This is a genomic window from Nocardiopsis sp. CC223A, assembly GCF_030766825.1.
Classification (GTDB): Bacteria; Actinomycetota; Actinomycetes; order Streptosporangiales; family Streptosporangiaceae; genus Nocardiopsis.
In genome coordinates this window covers 1-19,058 of the sequence record NZ_JASFDV010000108.1, presented here as the reverse complement: position 1 = coordinate 19,058, position 19,058 = coordinate 1, and the positions used below count along the sequence as shown (strand labels likewise).

Genomic DNA, 19,058 nt, shown 5'->3' with positions numbered 1-19,058 from the left:
CCCCCGGCGGTGCGGCCCCCTGGGCCGCCCACGGCGTGCACTCGGCGGTGGCCGCATGGACCTGACCGCACACCTGGACCACATCGGCGCTCCCGACGCCGCCGGTGTGACACAAGCGCCCGCAGTGACGAGTGAGGCAGGCGCCATCGACCGCCGCCACGCTGCGAGCGGCCCCCGGTGGCAGGACACCGCGGCCGACGGCGACGCCGGTGCACCGCACGGGGCATCGGTGACCACAGGTGCGCATCGGCGGCGTGAGCTGCGAAACGAGAGGGGCGGCCGTGAGCGCGGTGGCGCATGAGGACCTCCGGGTGCCGTCACCGGCGGGGGCGACGCTGGCGGAGCCGCTGGCCCTGACGGCCGGGGACGGGGTGCTGCACCTGGGGATGAGCGGCGCCCTGGCGGTGATCGGCCCGTGGGTCGGCGACGGCACCGGCTGCTCCCGCTGCGCCGGGCTGTGGCGGCGCGACCTGGAGGGCGACTCCTGCCCCGAGGGCGGCGAGCCCGACCTCCTCCCCCTGTGGGAGGACGCCTGGACGGCCCTGGTGCGGGCGGCGGCCGCGGACCCCGGCGCCCTGCGGCGGGCGCTGTGGGCGCTGGACTGCCGCACCGGCGAGGTCACCCGGCACACCTTCGTCCCCCACCCCCGGTGCGCCCGCTGCTTCCCCGGCGGGGAGGGCCTGGGCGTGCCCGGCGGGCTGGACCCGGACACCCCGCGCCCGGTCGCCGGGGAGGCGCTGCGGGTGCGGCGGATGGACCGCGCGGTCCTGCGCGAGCGGCTGCTGGACTTCCGGTTCGGTCCCGCCGCCCACCTGTACCGGGACGAGGAGTCCCCGCTGTCCCTGGTCACCTGTGAGACCGTCGCCCCCGGCCACACCCGGCGCGAGGGCGGTTACGGGCGCTCCACCCGGTTCACCGACAGCGAGGTCCCCGCCCTGTTGGAGGGCGTCGAGCGCGTCACCGGCGGCCACCGCCACACCGGCGCGCCCCGCGTGTGGGGCTCCTACGCCGCGCTGGCCGACGACGCCGTCGACCCCGCCCGGCTGGGACTGCACGAACCCGAGTGGCACGGCCACCCCGCCTTCGGCCTGGTCCCCTACACCCCGCACACCCCCACCCACTGGGTGTGGGGCTGGTCCACCCGGGAGCGCCGCCCGGTGCTGGTGCCCGAGCACGTGGCGTTCTGGCACGCGGGCACCGCCGACACCCGCTTCCTGTACGAGTCCTCCAACGGCTGCGCCGTCGGCGGCGACCTCGCCGAGGCCGTCCTGTACGGGCTGTTCGAGGTGATCGAGCGCGACGCGTTCCTGCTCGCCTGGTACTCGCGGACCCGGCTGCGCGAGGTCGACACCGCCGACCACCCCGGCCTGGTCCACCTGCTGGACCTGCTCACCGAGCGGGGCCTGCGGCTGCGGGTCCTGGACGCCACCTCCGACCTGGGCGTGCCCACCGCGCTGGCCACGGTGACCGCCCCCGAGGAGGCGGTGCGCTCCGGGTCGGCCCCCGCGATGAGCCTGGCCACCGGCACCCACCCCGACCCGCACCGGGCGCTGATGGCGGCGGTGGAGGAGACCGCCACCAACGCGCTCATGTACCCCAAGTGGGTGCGCATGCGGGAGTCGGTGGGCGTGGAGCGGTGCCGCCCGATGCTGGACGACTTCACCCTGGTCGAGACCCTGGAGGACCACACCGGCATGCACGGGCTGTGGGAGGCCCGGCCGCACTGGGAGTTCCTGGAGCACCCGTCCGGGACGGTGTCGGCGGCGGAGTTCGCGGCCCGCGGGCCGTCCTCGTTCGCCGGGGCCGACCTGGGCGCGGTGCTGCGCGAGCGCCTGGCGGCGCTGCACGCCCTGGGTCTGGACGCGGTCGTCGTGGACCAGAGCAGCGCCCCGTACACGGAGGCCGCCGGAGTGCGGTCGGTGAAGGTGATCGTGCCGGGGGCGCTGCCGATGACGTTCGGCCACACCCACCGCAGGACGCGCGGCCTGGAACGGCTGGCCCGGGCGTCCGACCTGTTCGAGGGAGGTGTCCCGTGGGAGCGACCCGGCGAGGTGTACCCGGTCCCGCACCCGTTCCCGTGACGGCGGCGCAGGAGGCGCGGGCGCTGGCGGCGTTCCACGCGCAGTCGCACGACAAGGACGTGGTGCCGGTGCGGACCCTGTTCTTCGGCCGGACGCTGGGCGATCCCGCGCTGCGGGCGACGGACGGGGCTCCGTTGCCGGCGTCGGCGCGGGACGCGCTGGCCGCGCTGCGGGCGGTGGACGCCGCGGGTCCGGCGATCGGGGGTGCCCGGCCCCCGGGGGCGCGGCTGGTGGCGGCCTGTGCGGAGGCGGTGCGGGTGCGCCGGGTCTCCCCGGCCGACCGCTACCCGGTGCACCGCGCCTACCCGTCACCGCGCGGGCTGTTCGGCGCCGACCTCTTCCTGCTGCCCGCCGAAGGCGAGGGGTGGTGCCTGCGGATGGACCCGCGCACCTGTGCCCTGCACCCCTGGGCGGGCTCCCCGGTGCCCGCCGACCCGGAGGCCGCCCTGGCCGGGGCGCGGATCGTGGTGGCGGTGGACCACCGGCGCTACCCGCCCGAGTACGGGCGGCTGCGCCCGTCGCTGGCGCTGCTGGAGGGCGGCCACCTGGCCGCGACCCTGGGTCTGACGCTGACCCGCGCCGGGCTGGCCCCGCGGACCGCCTTCGCCCCCGACGGCGTCCCCGTCCCCGAAGGCTTCTCCCCCTGTGCCCTCCTCGCCCCGTGCCTTGAGAACCCCGGGGCCGCTGGGACCACCGTGACCGTTGGGACGGCGAGCACCGCCGCCGAGCCGGGGCCGCGCGGTGCGTCCGAGATGCCCGAAGGCACTGGGACCACCGGGACCACAGAACTCGCAGCGACCGCCGGGACGGCAGGGACCGCCGCCGCGTCGGCGGCCGCAGGGACCGGCCCGTCGGTGGCGGCCACGGCGGCGCGCGGTGCGCCGGAGGCCTCCGGGGCCGTGGTGGTGGGCGCCGAGGCCCTCGCCGGGGTGGCGGCGGTGGCGGCGCGTGCCGCGGCGGGGACGGGCCTGCGGGACTGGCTGGACGCGCGGACCAGCGGGGTGTCCACCGCCAACCTGGTGACCAGCGCCCACGTGTCCCCCGAGGCGGGGGCCGACGTCACCGCCGCCCTGGTGGCGGCGCTGGCGGCGGCGGCCCCGGCCGTCCCCGCGGACACCCTGCGGCTGGACCGGATCGTGCTCGCCGGGGACCGGGTGGACGACCGGGTCGCCACCGAGCTGCACCCCGACGGCGGTGCCGGGCCCGACCGGCCGGTGCCGCGCACCGGGGACACCAACGCCTCCTCCTCCCTGGGCCACACGCTGTCCGTGGACTTCGGGCCGTGGGCGCGGGCGTTCGGCGACCGCGCCCAGACCGCCCTGCACCCCCTGCTCGGCTGGATCGCCCAGTGGGGCTGCCTGGCCGCCGCGGGGAGCGGGCTGTGCGCCCGGCCCATGCGCAACTACACCGAGTCGGAGTGGGCGGCCGTGCTCGGGCTGGGGCCCGACACGACCCCCGCCTACCAGCTGTGGGTGCGCGCCGAGCGCGGCACCTACCTGGACCTGCCCGTGGACGCCGTCCTTCCCGACCCGTCGCCCTCCACCACCCTCAACGGACACGCTCCGCGCACTGCCCCACCCTGACCCGTCGCCCTCCACCGCCCTCAACGGACACGCTCCGCGCGCCGTCCTGCCCTGACCCCGGCCCCTCCCCCGTTCGCCGCGAGCCCGAAGGACCCCGATGAGCCGCACCTGGTCCGCCGTGTACGTCCACCTCCACCGCAGCCGCGCGGACATCGACGCGTTCCTGCTCGAACACCTGGCCCCGGCCGCCGACGCCCTGGTCCGGGCCGGGAGCGCCAAGGCGTGGTTCTTCATCCGCTACTGGGCGGGCGGCCCGCACCTGCGGGTGCGGTTCCTGGACGCCGACGGCGACGCGGTGCGCGGGTTCGCCGACCGGATGCGCACGGCGGCCGTCCGCACCTCCGCCGACGCGCTGGACCTGGCCCCGGACACCTATTACCGGGGGCTGCCGCAGGCCGACCACGGCGACTGGCACGCCGACGGCGAGGTCGCCGACGCGGTCTACGAGCCGGAGACCGAGCGCTACGGCGGGCCGGCCGCGCTGGAGGTGTGCGAGGACTTCTTCTGCGCGAGCACCGCCATCGCCCTGGCGGTGCTGCGGGCGGCGCCCCGGACCGGGCAGCGGCAGGCGGTCGCCGCCGACCTGGTGTCGCTGGCGTTCGGGGTGCTGGGGCTGGGCGACGTGGAGGCGGTGCGCCAGGCCCGCGGCTACCACGCCTCCTGGGACTTCTCGGCGGAGGTGGCGCGGGGCGGCGACACCCCCCGGCTGGAGGCCGAGCGGCTGTTCCACTCCGCCCCGGCCAAGTGGCTGCAACGGCGTTCCGTGCTGGAGCGGCTCGTGTCGCAGGACGGCGACAGCACCCACCACCTGTGGACGCGGGCGCTCGGGGAGGCCGTGGACCGGCTGCGGGCGCTGCACGCCGAGCGGCCGCTGGCCAACGGGCTCACCCGGATCGTGTGGTCGCTGCTGCACATGCACCACAACCGGCTGGGGCTGGACATCGACGACGAGCGGCGGATCGCCTGGCTGGTGTCGCTGGCGTACCCGCGCTGGGAGGCGGAGCAGGACTACTTCGCGGACGGGACGGCGTCCCCGGACCGGGTCTACGCGGAGTCCTCCAAGTACCGGGCCGAGGGCATCGCCACGGCGCAGCTGCCCCGGCCGGTCCCGGCCCCGGCCGAGCCCGCGGAAGCGTACGGGGCGCCCGTCGCGGAGCTGCCTCCGCCGCCGCCGCTCACCGCCCCGCTGGGCGAGGTGCTGGCCCGGCGGTCCAGCGCGCACGGCGACTACGGGTCCGGGTTGTCGCTGGCGGAGCTGTCGTCGCTGCTGGGGCACGCCGCCGGGGTCAGCGCCGCACGCTCCGGGGAGCCGGGGCGGCACCGGCCGCCGCGCAACCACCCCAGCCCGGGCGGGGCGTACGCGACCGAGGTGTGGGCGGTGGTGCGGGACGTGACGGGCCTGGAACCGGGCACCTACCGGTACCGGCCGGAAGGCCACGCCCTGGTGCGGGCGGACGGGCCGGTGCCGGTGGAGCGGCTGACGGCGCTGTCCCCGTTCCTGCGCCCGTCGGCGGACGGGAGGCCGGGCGCGGTGACGGCGGGCGCGGGCGCGTTCGTGTTCCTGGTGGGCGATGTCGGCCGGCTGCGGGCGGGGTACGGGCAGCGCGCGCTGCGGCTGCTGTTCCAGGAGGCGGGGCACATCGCGCAGAACGTGACGCTGTGCGCGACCGCACTGGGGCTGCGCAGCCTGGTGATCTCGGGGTTCGCCGACGACGCGGCGCACACGCTGCTGCACCTGGACGGGATCGACCGGGTGGTGCTGACCCTGGTCCCGGTGGGCGGAGGGGGCGGGGAGTAGGGTCTGACCGCGACACGCCGGGCGGGTTCGTCCCGTTCACGCCCGGGGAACACTTCTGTTCCCTCATTCACCAGGCACTTCGCCACATGTACCTGTCCGTCCGGACACAGCTCCCTGCTCCCACTGGCGCAGAGTCCTACTCGGTAGTAACATTGACTTGTTACTAGTCGGTAGATCCGCGTGTACAGACACCGCGGCCAGGGACACAGCGGAGCTGTCCATGACGCATTACAAGAGCAACCTGCGCGACATCCAGTTCAACCTCTTCGAACTGTTCAACCGCCAGGACATCCTGGGCAAGGGCCCGTTCGAGGAGCTGGACGAGGAGACCGCGCGGACGATCCTGGACGAGATCGACCGCCTCGCGACCGGCGTCGTCGCCGAGTCGTTCGAGGACGCGGACCGCAACCCCCCGGTCTTCGACCCCAAGACCAACACCGTCCGGATCCCCGAGAGCCTGAAGAAGTCCTACCAGGCCTACATGGACGCCGGCTGGTACAACCTCGACCTCCCGCAGGAGCTCGACGGCCTCGGCGCGCCCCGTTCCCTCGTGTGGTCCGCGGCCGAGCTGATCCTGGGCGCCAACCCGTCCATCCACATGTACTCCGCCGGTCCGGGCTTCGCGAGCATCCTCTACTCCGAGGGCAACGAGAAGCAGAAGGAGTTCGCCAAGCTCGCCATCGAGCGCGGCTGGGGCGCCACCATGGTGCTGACCGAGCCCGACGCGGGCTCCGACGTCGGCGCCGGCCGCACCAAGGCCACCGACCAGGGCGACGGCACCTGGCACATCGAGGGCGTGAAGCGCTTCATCACCTCGGCCGAGCAGGACATGACCGAGAACATCTTCCACCTGGTGCTGGCGCGCCCCGAGGGCGCCGGCCCCGGCACCAAGGGCCTCTCGCTCTTCCTCGTCCCCAAGTACCTGGTCAACGAGGACGGCTCCCTCGGTGAGCGCAACGGCGCCTACGTGACCAACGTCGAGCACAAGATGGGCCTCAAGGCCTCCACCACCTGCGAGCTGACCTTCGGCGACAAGCACCCCGCCATCGGCTACCTCGTCGGCGACAAGCACGACGGCATCCGCCAGATGTTCCTCATCATCGAGTACGCGCGCATGATGGTCGGCACGAAGGCGATCGCCACCCTGTCCACCGGCTACCTCAACGCCCTGGAGTACGCCAAGGAGCGCGTGCAGGGCAACGACCTCGCCGGTGCCAAGGACTCCCCGAAGGTCACCATCACCCACCACCCGGACGTGCGTCGCAGCCTCATGACGCAGAAGTCCTACGTGGAGGCCATGCGCGCCCTGGTCACGCTGACCGCCACGCAGCAGGACGCCATCCAGATCGCCAAGGCCAACGGTGAGGACCACACCGAGCTGGAGGCCATGAACGACCTCCTGCTCCCGATCGTCAAGGGTGTCGGCTCCGAGCGCTCCTACGCGCTGCTGGCCGAGTCGCTCCAGACCCTGGGCGGCTCCGGCTTCCTCCAGGAGTACCCGATCGAGCAGTACATCCGCGACGCCAAGATCGACACCCTCTACGAGGGCACCACCGCCATCCAGGCCCAGGACTTCTTCTTCCGCAAGATCCTGAAGAACGGCGGCCAGGCGCTGGGCACCCTCGCGGGCGAGATCAAGGCCTTCGCCAACAGCGAGGCCGGCAACGGGCAGCTCAAGGAGGAGCGCAAGCTGCTCCTGGAGGCGACCGAGAACGTCGAGAAGATCGTCGAGGTCATGGTCGGCCACGCGATGGGCGCCGCCGAGAACCCGCGCGAGCTGTACAAGGTGGGCCTCAACTCGGTCCGCCTGCTCATGTCCTTCGGCGACGTGGTCCTGGGCTGGCTGCTGCTGCGCCAGGCCGAGGTCGCGCTCAACAAGATCGACGGCGCCTCGGACGGCGACAAGGACTTCTACACCGGCAAGATCGCCGCCGCGCGCTTCTTCGCCGACCAGTTCCTGCCGCGCATCGCCGCCGAGCGCCGCATCGCGGAGAACGTCACCAACGACCTCATGGAGGTCCCCGAGTCCGCCTTCTAAGGCCGGACGAGGACTGAAACCGCCACCGCGAAGGGGGCGGGGCCGCACGGCCCCGCCCCCTTCCGCGTCGACCGGGATCAAGCGGTCCTCAGACGCTCCACCGGCTGGGCCGTGATCTCGGCGATCAACTCGAAATCCTTGTCCAGATACAGCAGGGTCAGATCCGTCTTCTCGGCCACGGCCGCGATCAGAAGATCGGGCACCCCAGGAGCCCGATGCAGGCCCCTGTCGGCGAGCAGGGCCTGCACCTCGATGGCCCGGTCCTCCATGGCGGGGGTGATGTGTTCGACCGGCATCGCTGAAAGAGGCGGCCGTCCCGCCGCGTTCCGAAGCTCACCCCCGGATCTGGCGGAGAAGCCGACCTCCAACCTTGTGATGGTGGAGATCCTCACCAGCCCGCGTTCGATCCTGGAGGCCCAGATGGCGGCATCGGGGCTTTTCGCCAACCTGACCAACGCCGACTTGTCCACAAGCCAGGTCATTCCCACGCCTGTTCCATGATCTCGGGGTCCGCGAGATCCGCGAAGTCCTCAGCGAAACGTGACAGATCGTCCACTGTCACGGAGACACCGGAACCATGGGCGGCGCGTTCGAGAGAGCGCCGCAGGTATTCGCTCCGTGACAGCCCCTGTCTCTTCGCTTCCACGTCGAGCAGGGCCAGGACCTCGTCCGGAACGTTGCGGATCAACACGTCGGCCATACCGCCCACCCCCTAGATATCACATGATATCTAGCAGCGCCGCGCCGCAGACCTGCTCTAGGACTCGGCCCAGACGCCGAGCTCGTTGCCCGCGGGGTCGGCGAAGTGGAACCGGCGCCCGCCCGGGAAGGTGTACGGGCCCGCCAGGATGGTGCCGCCCGCGCGCTCGACCGCGGCCGCCGTGGCGTCCAGGTCGTCGGAGAACAGCAGCACCAGGGAGCCGCCGCCGCGGTGCTCGTTCCCTTCGGGGTTGAGCCCGCCGACCTCGCGCTCGCCGGGTCCCCTGATGCCCGCGTAGTTCGGGCCGTAGTCGTTGAACTCCCAGCCGAACGCCTCGGCGTAGAAGCGCTTGGACGCCTCCAGGTCGTCGGCCGGGATCTCGATGTAGTCGATGCGGTGGTGCCGAGATGACGTCATGCGCCCATCCTGAGCCACCCCGCCGACGTTCCCGCTCCCCCGCCACGCCGGGCCACAGCCTCCTTCAGGCGATCAGTGATGCCGCACCACCACGTCGAGTGTCGCCTCCGGCCAGTCCTCCAGAGTGAAGGCCGGGCAGTGCAGGTCTCCTGAAAGCAGGCCGTGCAGATAGGCGGTGGCCCCGGAGGTGTACCTGGCCCACCCCACCCCTCCACCGCCCACGACCACCGCCCAGTCGTCAGGATCTCCGACGGCCTCCAGGTAGAGCTGGTTGCCGTTGTCGTCCGAGCCGAAGCACAGCAGGTCGTCCACGGCCACATCCCAGTCGCCCTCATAGGCCGGTGTACCGGGGGTGCGCACCCAAGTGCCGCGGATCGCGAGAACCTCGCTTTCATGTACCTGCCAAAGGACGTCCTGTTGGTACACGGATCTCTGGAAGAAGTAGCGATCGATCCCGAAGGCGAACCGGTTGTCCACCTCCACGTTGTCGTAGCCGATCCGGGTGAAGAACTCGCGCAGGTCCGAGGGCATCGGCCAGGCGGGCGGCGGCCCCACCGGCTCCGGCGGCCCGTCGGGGAACAGCAGGTCGATGAGCGCGTCAACGGCGGGCACGGGGCGTCCTCTCGTCCGGGGGCGGGGGACCGAGCGTCTCAGGCGGGGGTGACGGTCGGGGGCGTCCAGACGTAGGGGGTCGTGGTGGTGACGGCGGTGAAGCCCAGACGGCGCAGGACGGGGGCGCTGTCGGGGGAGGCGTCCACCTGGAGGTAGCGCACGCCCAGGGCGACGGCCAGGCGGGCGCGTTCGGCGACGGTCGCCCGGTAGATGCCCCGGCCGCGCCACCCCGGGAGCGTGGAGCCGCCCCACAGGCCCGCGTGCCCCTCCTCGGGGCGGGCCTCCAGGCGTGCGGTGCACACGACCTCCTCCCCGGCCTCGGCGACCAGGACGACGGTGCCGCCGGGGTCCGCGGCGAGCTGCGCGGCGAGGTCGTCGGCCTGCCAGGACCGGTCCGCGCCCCACACCCGGGTCTGGAGGGCGGCGACGCGCTCCAGGTCGGCGCGGCCGGTCACCCGGCGCAGCACGACCCCGTCGGGCAGGACGGGCTCGGCGGCGATGTCCGCGGCCGGGGCGATCAGGACCGTCTCCTCTTCCTCCGGCTCGAACCCGGCGGCGCGCAGCCGGTCGGTCAGGTCGGCGGGCAGGTCGTGGCCGTGGGTCTTCCACTCCACCGCCCGCCCGAGCCCGGCGAAGCGGTCCCGCTGGCGGGCGATGAGCCGGTCCAGGTCGGCCCCGCGCACCCCGGGGTCGGCGGGGGCGGCGACGAACCCCCGGTGGCCGCCGACGAGCCGCACCAGCGGCCCGTCGTGCTCTGCGGTGACACCGGCGGGCAGGGTGCCGGGCAGGCCGCGCACGTGCGCGTCGTAGAAGTCGAGCATGGCGCATATCCTCCACCGGCCGAAGCAGCCTGCGCACCCGGTTTCCCCGCCCGACCCCAGGACGAGCCGCACCGGCGGCCCGTCGTGCTCTGCGGTGACACCGGCGGGCAGGGTCCCGGACCGGCCACCACCAACCCTTACAGGGGTCGGGGCCGCGGTGGTCCTCCTGGCCCGGCCCCTGGGGGGTGGCCCCCGTCCTGGAGCGCCGCTCAGGGGCGGCGCAGGATGAGGCGGGCCAGCACACCGCCCGACAGCAGTGTCGTCGCGCAGATCGGCAGGAAGGCCAGGCGGAACGCGTCCGGTCCCGGCGGCAGCGCCTGGAGGATCGCCCCGGCCGCCACGGTGCACGCCACCGCCGTGGTGAACCCGCTCATGTTGACCAGCCCGGAGGCGACCCCGGTGCGCCCCGCGGGGATCCCGTCGCGCGCGTAGTCGAAGGAGATGGTGGGCGCCAGCGTCTGCCCGACCGCGCACACGGCCATGACCGCCAGTCCGACCCCGGTGGGCACCCCGCCGGGCCAGACGACCAGCAGCACCAGGCCCAGGCCGATCACGGAGACCAGGGTGAGGGCCAGCACCCCGCGCAGCGCCGGGTCGCGGCCGACCAGCACGCCCACGAGGGGGGCCGTCCACAGCGCCCCGGCGGCCAGCGCGGTGAGGGCGAGGGCGGCGGTGCCCTCGGCCAGCCCCAGCCCGGTGACGAGGAAGGGGTAGCCCCACAGCACCATCATCATCGTGAAGGGCGCCATGATCGCCGCGTGGTGCGCCATGCCGATGCGCGGCCCGCGCGCGGACAGCGCCTCCTTCAGCGCCGCCCACAGCGGGATGGGGTCGATGACGGTGGAGTGCCCGGCCGCGCCCGCCGGCCGGTCCCGCACGACCAGCAGGACGAGCACGGCGACCAGCAGGGTGAGCCCGGTGGTGGTGAGGAACGCCGCGACCCAGCCGACGCCGCCCAGCGCCCAGGCCAGGGGCGCGGCGCTGGCGACCTGGCCGGTACCGCCGACCACGCCGGTCAGGCCGCTGACGAGGGCGTAGCGGGCGCGCGGGAACCACAGGGCGGCCAGGCGGATGACGTTGAGGAAGACCAGGGCGTCGCCCAGCCCGATGAGGAAGCGCCCGGTGATCGCGGCCTCGATGCCGGGGGCCAGCGCGAACAGGCAGGAGCCGGCCGCCATCGCGATCATGCCGATGACGAGGGTGAAGCGGGGGCCGAGGCGGTCGGCGAGCAGGCCCGCGGGCACCTGGAGCAGGACGTAGATGAGGAGCTGGAGCATCGGCAGCAGCGAGAGCACCGCGGGCCCGACGTCGAAGCGCGTCTGTGCCTCCAGGGCGGCGACGCCCAGGCCGTTGCGGTGGACCATCGCCAGGAAGTAGCCGATCACGGCGACGCCCCATACCACCCAGGCGCGGGCACCGCCCGAGGGCTCCAGGGGAACCGCGCTCTCCTTTGTCCTGTCACCGGATGTCTGAGTCTGGGTCACGGGCGCTTCTCTCGTAGAGGTCCGACCACTCCAGTTTCCTCCAGCGCCGCGACCCGGCCTCGCACCGGGGTGCCGGCGAACGCGGAGCACGGCGCCACCGGCGCAGGTGCCGCGCCTCCCCGTGAGGGCAAAGGCGACCGGTCGAACGGTCAAGCGCACACAAGTCCGGCAAAGTCACACAGAGCAATGATCGGCACACCTGGAGTCCCGGAACCCGGTGACACTCCCGACAGCCGACCCGGGATTACCGACCGGTAACCGCCGATCAGACGATCGTAACCGTATTCGAAAAACATGCTCTGACCTGCATGTCTCATACGACACGTGGTCGAGACCCTTTCGTTAAATGTGATATTGGTCACTCCCAGAAGTCTCGACTACCGGGGGTTGGGTGCTGCTAGCATCCGGAACGCAAAGAATAACTACGAGGTAACGACAACCTCTGAACCTCACCAACTTTGTGGAGGGAAGCCGTCAACGCCCCAGGACGGGACGGCGGACCTCGAACCGCGGCGATGTGGCCGCAACCGCCACACAGGCCATAACCGCGGCAACCGAGACACTGGAGACGACCTTGAGTCACTGGCGACTGAACAACCCCCGGGTCTCCCGGGTGAAGTCGGCACTTGCCAGACGGGTCAAGCACAAGCCCCGCCACGCCTTCTGCGCACAGCGCGCGATCACGGCCCTGCTGGGCGAACTCGCCGCCTCCACCTCCCGCCAGTTCTACTGGTCCGGGACCTCGGACATGGCCGTCATGTCGGTGAAGCACGACGTCAACGTGTGGTGCCGCGACGGCCGTTTCTTCTGGAACGACCTCTTCCAGGGCGGCACCATGTCGCACCCGGCCAGTGACCCGGTCGGCGCCGCGGAGAAGCTCAACCCCGTGGCCCTCCCGCCGGAGCCGTCCTACCGCTCCCAGCCGGTCGCCGCCTGACCGCCGCCGCCCCGCCGCACCCGGCGGGCGCGAGGTGAACCACGACCCCGGTCGCGCCGGGGCGCCATAGAACTTCCACGGCCGACCCACCGCACGGTGGGTCGGCCGTCGTGTGCGCCCGCACCGGTCGGCTCGGCCGTCGGCCCGCCGAACCCGGCCTTCCCGGGACGCCCGCACGGTACAGCGCCCCGAGCCGTCCTCAGGGGGCGATCCACCGGCTCAGAGTTCAACGCACCCCGGTGCCGGGACGGTTCACTCATTCGAGGACTTTCTTCTCTTTCGCCCCACGGGCCCCAGGAGATCGGCGACGATCAACGGCATAAGCGGGCGAGGTACGGGAAACAGCATCAAGGGCGACCTTGGTCCCAAATCGTGCCCTAACGGCGCCGACGACGGACTAAGGTGTCCCCTACCCCTCTCGTCCCGACAGCGTCCTCACCCACCCCTGGACCCCCCCAGAGGACCCATGCGCCCCCTCACCCCCGATGAGCCCGACCGCCTCGGTGGTTTCCGCCTGATCGCCCACCTCGGCTCCGGCGATCTGGGCGCCGTGTACCTGGGCGTCGACCCCGACGGCCGCCCCGCGGCGGTGCGCGCCGTGCGCGAGGAGTTCGCCGCCGACCCCGGGTTCCGCACCGGGTTCGCCCGCGACGCGGCCGGGGCCTCCCGGGTGCGCGGCCGCTTCACCCCTCCCCTGCTGGGCCACGACCTGTCCGCCGCACACCCCTGGGTGGCCACCGGCTTCGTCGCCGGCCCCTGCCTGCGCGACCTCGTCCGCGACGCCGGGCCGCTGCCCGAGTCCTGCCTGCTCATCCTGGCCCGGGGGCTGGCCGAGGCCCTGGAACGACTGCACGGCCAGGGGTGCGTCCACCGCGACCTGTCCCCGGCCCACGTGCTCGTGGACGCCGCCGGGCCGCGGCTGATCGGTCTGGGCATCGGCCGCGCGCTGGCGGACTCCGCCGCGCGCCGGGACGCCCGGCCGCCCGCCTACACAGCGCCCGAATACCTGGCCGGACGCACCGTCCTGCCGGCCGGGGACCTGTTCTCGCTCGGCGCGGTCCTGCTGTTCGCCGCCACCGGACGCACCCCCTTCGGCGCGGGACCGCCCTCCCAGCCCGACGACCAGGCCTCGGTGGTCCGCCGGGTGCTGCGCGAACCCCCGGACCTGTCCGGCCTCCCGGACGCGCTGCGCGGGCTGGTCGACGCCTGCCTGGACAAGCTCCCGGAGAACCGGCCGACGGCGGCGCGGCTACTGGACGAACTGGGCGGGCCGCTGCCCGAGGAACCCCCGGAACCGGACTGGCTGCCGCCCCGGAGCCGCGCGGCGGTCACCCGGGCCGAGGACTCCTACCGCTCCGTGGCGGCCCCGGTCCTGGGGCCGCTGCCCCGACCCGGGTTCGACCCCTTCCCCGCGTCCGTCGCCCCCGGGCCGCGGCGGCGCGGGCGCACCCTGCTGCGGCTGTGCGCCGTGGTCGCGGTCCTGCTGCTGCTCGGGGCGGTCGGCGTGTACACGCTGTCCGGCCCGCGGTACGGGTTCGGGCCCGCCGCGTCGTCCTGCCCGCTGCGCGACGGGGTCGCGGAGAACCTGCCCCCACCCGTGGACCCGCAGGTGGACTTCTCCGCCGACACCCTGGTGGAGCTGTCGTTCTCCCCGGACGGGGCGACCCTGGCCGTGACGACCAACGACGGGGTCACCCTGTGGGACTGGCGGTCCTCGCTGGCCGTGGCGCACCTGCCCAACGACCGCGCGCTGCTGCCGCCCGCCCCGGCGGCGTTCAGCCCGGACGGCTGCCTGGTCGTGCAGGCCTCCCGGCAGGGCGCCCTGGTCACCGACCTGGTCACCGGGCGGAGCCGGTCGGTGGCCGCGGAGACGCAGGTGCTGGCGGCGGCGTTCAGCCCCGACGGCAGGGAGCTGGCGCTGGCCACGGACAGCGACCCCGAGCACCGCTACCTGCACCTGTACGACACCGTGTCCTGGGAGGAGACCGGTTCGCTGTCCGGGTCGGGCGCCCTGGCCGACGTGCGGTACACACGCGACGGGCGGACGGTCGCGGCCGGGGAGTCCGGCGGCGGGGTCGTCGCATGGCGCACCTCAGGGCAGCACCGGATCGGCATGGTGCGGGACCGCAGCGGCGCGGGGGCGGGGGCGTTCGACGTGGTCTCCGGGCGCGAGGGGATGCTGGTGCCCCGGGGCGACCGGGTGCTGCTGGTGGACCCGAGCACGGACCGGGAGGTGCGGGAGTTCGTCCCGGCCGAGGACAACGGCGTCCCCGTCGACGTCGTGTACAGCGCCTCGGCGGACCTGGTCGTGGCCGCCCTGCTGGGCCCGGGGACCGCCGATGCGGGTCTGGCCGTGTGGGACTTCGGGAGCGGCGAGCCGGAGGACACCCAGTGGACGCCGCCCGCGCTGTTCCCCATCGCGATCTCACCGGACGGGTCACGGCTGGCGGGTGTGCGCCAGGAGTCGGGCGAGATCGCCGTGTACGACATGGAGATGACGCTCATGGGCCTGCTGACCGAATGATCACTCCGGGTCCGGGTCCGGCCACGTAGCGGACGGTTCGTCACGGGACCGCTACATGGACGGAGGACCCTCCCACCCCCGTACCCCGGACCCGTGAGGAACGTGTCCGCCGTGCGACCAATGTCCCCCGACGATCCGCAGCGCATCGGGCCCCACCGCCTGCTCGCCCGCCTGGGCGCGGGCGGTACGGGCAGGGTCTACCTGGCCCGCACCCCGGCCGGGCACCTGTCGGCGCTCAAGGTGGTCCGCGAGGACCTGGCCCACGACCTGCTGTTCCGAAAGCGGTTCGCCCGCGAGGTGCGCATCGCGGGTCGGGTGCACGGGCCCGTTCACCCCCGCGGTGGTGGACGCCGACACCTTCGCACCCGGCGATCCGCTCTTCTGGCCGGAGCACGGCGGCCCGGCCCGGACGCCGCCGGAACGCGCCACGGGCCGCGGATTCCGCCCCGCGTACGGCCGGGCGTTATAGCGTGAAAGTCCGCTTTCGCTTTCAGGGGGACGAACGAACATGTCGGAATCCGCCGCGGCGCGCAGTGCCGCACGCCACCCGGCCGTGGCCGCCCTGTCCGGGCTGATCGAACGCACCGGCGGGTCGGCGCGGGTCGAGACCGTGTTCGGGGCGCCGGTCTCCGCCGGGGCGACGACGGTCGTACCGGTGGCCCGGGTGGCGTCGCTGACGCTGATGGGCGGCGGGTCGGGGCGGTTCCTGGCCACCGGGGGCGACGGGGCGGGCGGGCTCGGCGCAGTGCGGGCGCGCCCGGCCGGGTTCCTGGTGCTGGACGCCTCCGGCGCCCGTTACGAGGGGATCCGGCAGCCGGTGACGGCGCTGGTCCTGCCCCTGGCGGTGATCGGCGCGGTGGTGGCCACCCGTATCGTCGGGGTGTCCCTCCGCGAGGCGCGGCGGCGCCGCCGGAACGCCGCCCGTGCCGCCCTCGCCGAGAGCGCCGTCGCGGCGGGTACGGCTGGCGCCGCGGGCGCGGAGAACACCGCGAAGGCGCACGAGGGGGAGGCCGCCGCCCGCGAGGGGTGATCCGGCACGGAAGCACGGCGGACCGGGGCGCGTGCGGGAGCGCTCCCCGGTGTCCGCATGCGGACACCGGTCGCCGCGTGTGACGAACCGGACGGTAACTTAGCCGTGCCCTCCCCCCCTGAACCCGGTACGGCACCACCCGTCCCGACACCGTGAGGACCTTTCTCCCCGTGCACCCCCTCACCCCCGACGATCCCCGCACCGTCGGACCGCACCGGCTGCTGGCCCGCCTCGGCGCCGGGGGCATGGGCCGGGTCTACCTGGCCCGCACCCCGGGCGGCGACCTGGCCGCCGTCAAACTCGTCAAGGACGACCTGGCCCACGACCCCGAGTTCCGGGCCCGGTTCGCCCGCGAGGTCCGCGCCGCACGCCGGGTCCGCGGGCCCTTCACCCCCGCGGTGGCGGACGCCGACACCGACGCCGGGGTGCCGTGGATGGCCACCGAGTACGTGCCCGGCCCCACCCTCAAGGAGGCGGTGCGCGGGCACGGGCCGCTGCCCGCCGAGTCCCTGCCCGTGCTGGTGTCCGGCCTGGCCCGCGCCCTGGAGGCGGTGCACGCTGCGGACCTGATGCACCGCGACCTCAAACCCGGCAACGTGCTGCTGTCGCCCCGCGGGCCGCAGGTGATCGACTTCGGGCTGGCGCGGGCGGTGGAGGGCACGGTGCTGACCCGCACCGGGCAGACCTTCGGCACCCCCGCCTACGCCTCGCCCGAGCAGATCACGGGCCGGGAGACCGCCCCGGCGAGCGACGTGTTCTCGCTGGCCGGGACCGTGCTGTTCGCCGCCTCGGGCGAACCGCCCTTCGGTCCCGCGAGAGGCGCCGCGACCCTGAACCGGATCCTGTCGGGCGAGCCGAACCTGGCGGCGGTCCCCGAGGGCCCGCTGCGCGACCTGCTGGCCCGCTGCCTGGACAAGGACCCCGCGGGACGCCCGGACGTGACCGCGATCCTGACCGCGCTGGCCGACGTCCCGATGCCGCGGGACACGCACGAGTGGCTGCCCGCACCGGTGACCGAGGACGTCCGCCTCCTCCAGGGGCAGCAGGCCGGGGAGCCCGCCGGGCGCGGCCGGTGGCGGCGGCCCGCGCTGGTCGCGGGCGCCGCGGCGGCCGCGCTGGCCCTGGTGGCCGGGGGCGGCTACGCGCTCACCGCCCTGCCGGGCGACGGGGCGTCCGGCACCGCCGGGGAACGGGCCGCCGCAGGGGAGGGGAGCGGCGCCGCGGAAGGGGGCGGGGAGGCTCCCGAGGGCGGCATCCCCAACGGCGCCTTCGCGTCGACCGAGGTGGACCCCGACCTGCGGGCGGCCGACGAGATCACCTTCTCCCCCGACGGGGAGCGGATGTACGCCACCGGGGTCGGGTCCTTCTCCGTGTGGGACTGGCGGGCCGGGGAGACGGTCGGACACCTGGACCCGACCCCCCTGGGCACGGACGTCGCCCCCGGGGGACTGCTCGCCGCCGCGCACGAGGACCGGATCGAGATCCTCGGCGACGACGGCGCCACCTTCATCACCACACTGGTCTCGGACGACCCCGAGGTCACCCGGTACCACATCCCCGCCCTGTCACCCGACGGCGGCACCGCGGCCGCGCTCACCACCCGCAACGACGACTACGAGGACGGCAACGCCGTGACGGTCTGGGACGTCGGGACGGGCGAGGTCGTGCTCGACATCGACCTGGCCGGGTCCCTGCGGCGGATGGAGTACACCGCGGACGGGAGGTACCTGGTCGGCGAGGCGGTCACGCGCATGGACGAGGCGGTCCTGGGCGTGGGGGTCTGGGACACCGACACCGGCGAGTGGGTCCACTACTTCGAGAGTCCGGGCGGCATGACGTTCGGACTGGACCCGGCGGACCCCTCGGTCATGGCGCTGCTGGACGACGGCCGGGTGCGCCTGGTCGACCTGGAGACCGGCGGAACGGTGCGGGAGATGGCCGCGCCGGCTCCCGGGCACCGGCCGGTGGAGTCCCTGGTCTTCTCCCCCGACGGCACGCGGCTCTACGGCGGGGCCGGTTTCGCCGTCGAGCCCGAGCAGGCGTACGGCAGCGTCTGGGACACCGCGACCGGGGAGGCGGTCCGCAACGGCGACGTCCTGCTGCCCGCGCCGCTGGGAGTCCACCCCGGGGGCGAGGTGGTGGCCGCCTACGACGACGCCGCCGGGGCGGTCCTGATCCTCGACGGCGACGACCTCACCATCATCCGCGAGATGTCCTGAAGCGAAGGAACACGACCATGCGCCCCCTCTCCGCGGACGACCCCCGCGAGATCGGCCCCTACCGGCTGTCCGCCCTGCTCGGCGCGGGCGGCATGGGCCGCGTGTACCTCGGCACCGGCCCGGACGGCGGCGTCGCCGCGGTCAAGGCGGTGCGGGCCGAGTACGCCTACGACCCCGGGTTCCGGGGCCGGTTCGCCCGCGAACTGGAGCTGGCCGGGCGGGTGCGCGGCGACTTCACGCCGCGGGTGCTGGCCGCCGACCCCGCCGGAACGCCCCCGTGGATGGCCACCGAGTACGTGGCCGGGCCCACCCTGCACGACCTGGTCCGGGAGACCGGGCCGCTGCCCGAGGCGGCGGTCCGGTTCCTGGCCCGGGGCACCGCCGCCGCCCTGGACCGGGTACACGGGCTCGGGACGGTGCACCGCGACCTCAAACCCGGCAACGTGATGGTCTCCGCCTCCGGTCCCCAGGTGATCGACTTCGGGGTGGCCCGCGCCCTGGAGGACGACGGGGACGAGGAGGTCCTGGTGGCGGGCACCCCCGGGTACATGGCGCCGGAACAGGTCGACGGGGGCGGGGCCACCGCGGCGACCGACGTGTTCGCGCTGGGCGGGGTGCTGGTCTACGCGTTCACCGGAACAGGGCCGTTCGGGGACGGGCACCCGGCGGCGGTGGTCTTCCGCATCTCCCACCAGGAACCGGTGCTCGGCGGCGTGCCCGAAGGGCTGCGCGGACTGGTGGCGGCCTGCCTGGCCAGGGACCCCGCCGACCGCCCCTCGGCGGCCCGGGTGCTGGCGGAGCTGGGCGGCCCGGT

General features: G+C 74.2%; 15 protein-coding genes and 1 pseudogene. 10 read left to right on the top strand and 6 right to left on the bottom strand.

The features are described from left to right. The first annotated feature begins 281 nt into the window (after positions 1-281). The 4 genes from QJS33_RS28475 to QJS33_RS28460 all read left to right on the top strand — a co-directional run bounded on the left by QJS33_RS28475 (position 282) and on the right by QJS33_RS28460 (position 7,500). Positions 282-2,081, top strand: coding sequence for a TOMM precursor leader peptide-binding protein (locus QJS33_RS28475; protein WP_306371155.1), 1,800 nt, complete (start codon positions 282-284; stop codon positions 2,079-2,081). After that, the gene (locus QJS33_RS28470; RefSeq protein ID WP_306371154.1) at positions 2,078-3,664 is read left to right on the top strand and encodes a hypothetical protein; all 1,587 of its coding nucleotides are present in this window, start codon (positions 2,078-2,080) and stop codon (positions 3,662-3,664) included. Before QJS33_RS28475 ends, QJS33_RS28470 begins: the two co-directional genes overlap by 4 nt. A gap of 97 nt (positions 3,665-3,761) precedes the next feature. Continuing rightward, on the top strand, positions 3,762-5,462 hold the full coding sequence (locus QJS33_RS28465) for a thiopeptide-type bacteriocin biosynthesis protein (RefSeq protein WP_306371153.1): 1,701 nt from the start codon (positions 3,762-3,764) through the stop codon (positions 5,460-5,462). 220 nt (positions 5,463-5,682) lie between these two features. Then, the gene (locus tag QJS33_RS28460; RefSeq protein WP_306371152.1) at positions 5,683-7,500 is read left to right on the top strand and encodes an acyl-CoA dehydrogenase; all 1,818 of its coding nucleotides are present in this window, start codon (positions 5,683-5,685) and stop codon (positions 7,498-7,500) included. A 77-nt stretch (positions 7,501-7,577) separates the two neighbouring features. Here the strand turns inward: QJS33_RS28460 and QJS33_RS28455 are convergent, their stop codons facing one another. The 6 genes from QJS33_RS28455 to QJS33_RS28430 form a co-directional block, all read right to left on the bottom strand. Continuing rightward, positions 7,578-7,982, bottom strand: coding sequence for a PIN domain nuclease (locus QJS33_RS28455; RefSeq protein WP_306371156.1), 405 nt, complete (start codon positions 7,980-7,982; stop codon positions 7,578-7,580). Beyond that, positions 7,979-8,200: a CopG family transcriptional regulator gene (locus QJS33_RS28450; RefSeq protein ID WP_306371151.1), complete on the bottom strand. Its 222-nt coding sequence runs from the start codon at positions 8,198-8,200 to the stop codon at positions 7,979-7,981. The genes QJS33_RS28455 and QJS33_RS28450 overlap by 4 nt, the downstream gene beginning before the upstream one ends. A gap of 57 nt (positions 8,201-8,257) precedes the next feature. Then, on the bottom strand, positions 8,258-8,617 hold the full coding sequence (locus tag QJS33_RS28445; RefSeq protein ID WP_306371150.1) for a VOC family protein: 360 nt from the start codon (positions 8,615-8,617) through the stop codon (positions 8,258-8,260). 72 nt (positions 8,618-8,689) lie between these two features. Further along, positions 8,690-9,229, bottom strand: a complete 540-nt coding sequence (locus tag QJS33_RS28440) for a hypothetical protein (protein WP_306371149.1) — start codon at positions 9,227-9,229, stop codon at positions 8,690-8,692. A gap of 38 nt (positions 9,230-9,267) precedes the next feature. After that, positions 9,268-10,050: a GNAT family N-acetyltransferase gene (locus QJS33_RS28435; protein WP_306371148.1), complete on the bottom strand. Its 783-nt coding sequence runs from the start codon at positions 10,048-10,050 to the stop codon at positions 9,268-9,270. Positions 10,051-10,259: 209 nt separating this feature from the next. After that, positions 10,260-11,534, bottom strand: coding sequence for an MFS transporter (locus tag QJS33_RS28430; protein ID WP_306371147.1), 1,275 nt, complete (start codon positions 11,532-11,534; stop codon positions 10,260-10,262). Positions 11,535-12,108: 574 nt separating this feature from the next. Here QJS33_RS28430 and QJS33_RS28425 point away from each other — a divergent pair. The 6 genes and pseudogenes from QJS33_RS28425 to QJS33_RS28400 form a co-directional block, all read left to right on the top strand. Beyond that, on the top strand, positions 12,109-12,471 hold the full coding sequence (locus tag QJS33_RS28425; protein ID WP_306371146.1) for a hypothetical protein: 363 nt from the start codon (positions 12,109-12,111) through the stop codon (positions 12,469-12,471). A 466-nt stretch (positions 12,472-12,937) separates the two neighbouring features. Then, positions 12,938-14,995, top strand: a complete 2,058-nt coding sequence (locus tag QJS33_RS28420) for a WD40 repeat domain-containing serine/threonine protein kinase (protein WP_306371145.1) — start codon at positions 12,938-12,940, stop codon at positions 14,993-14,995. Positions 14,996-15,115: 120 nt separating this feature from the next. Then, positions 15,116-15,362: pseudogene (locus QJS33_RS28415) on the top strand (phosphotransferase enzyme family protein); the annotation flags it as partial. Positions 15,363-15,503: 141 nt separating this feature from the next. Then, positions 15,504-16,025 (top strand): hypothetical protein, encoded by a 522-nt coding sequence (locus QJS33_RS28410; protein ID WP_306371144.1) that lies wholly within the window; start codon positions 15,504-15,506, stop codon positions 16,023-16,025. Between the two features lie 170 nt (positions 16,026-16,195). Next, entirely contained in the window at positions 16,196-18,244 is a 2,049-nt protein-coding gene (locus tag QJS33_RS28405) for a WD40 repeat domain-containing serine/threonine protein kinase (RefSeq protein ID WP_306371143.1), read from the top strand. 17 nt (positions 18,245-18,261) lie between these two features. Next, positions 18,262-19,058: serine/threonine-protein kinase (locus QJS33_RS28400; protein WP_306371142.1), on the top strand; the 797-nt coding region annotated here is incomplete at its 3' end.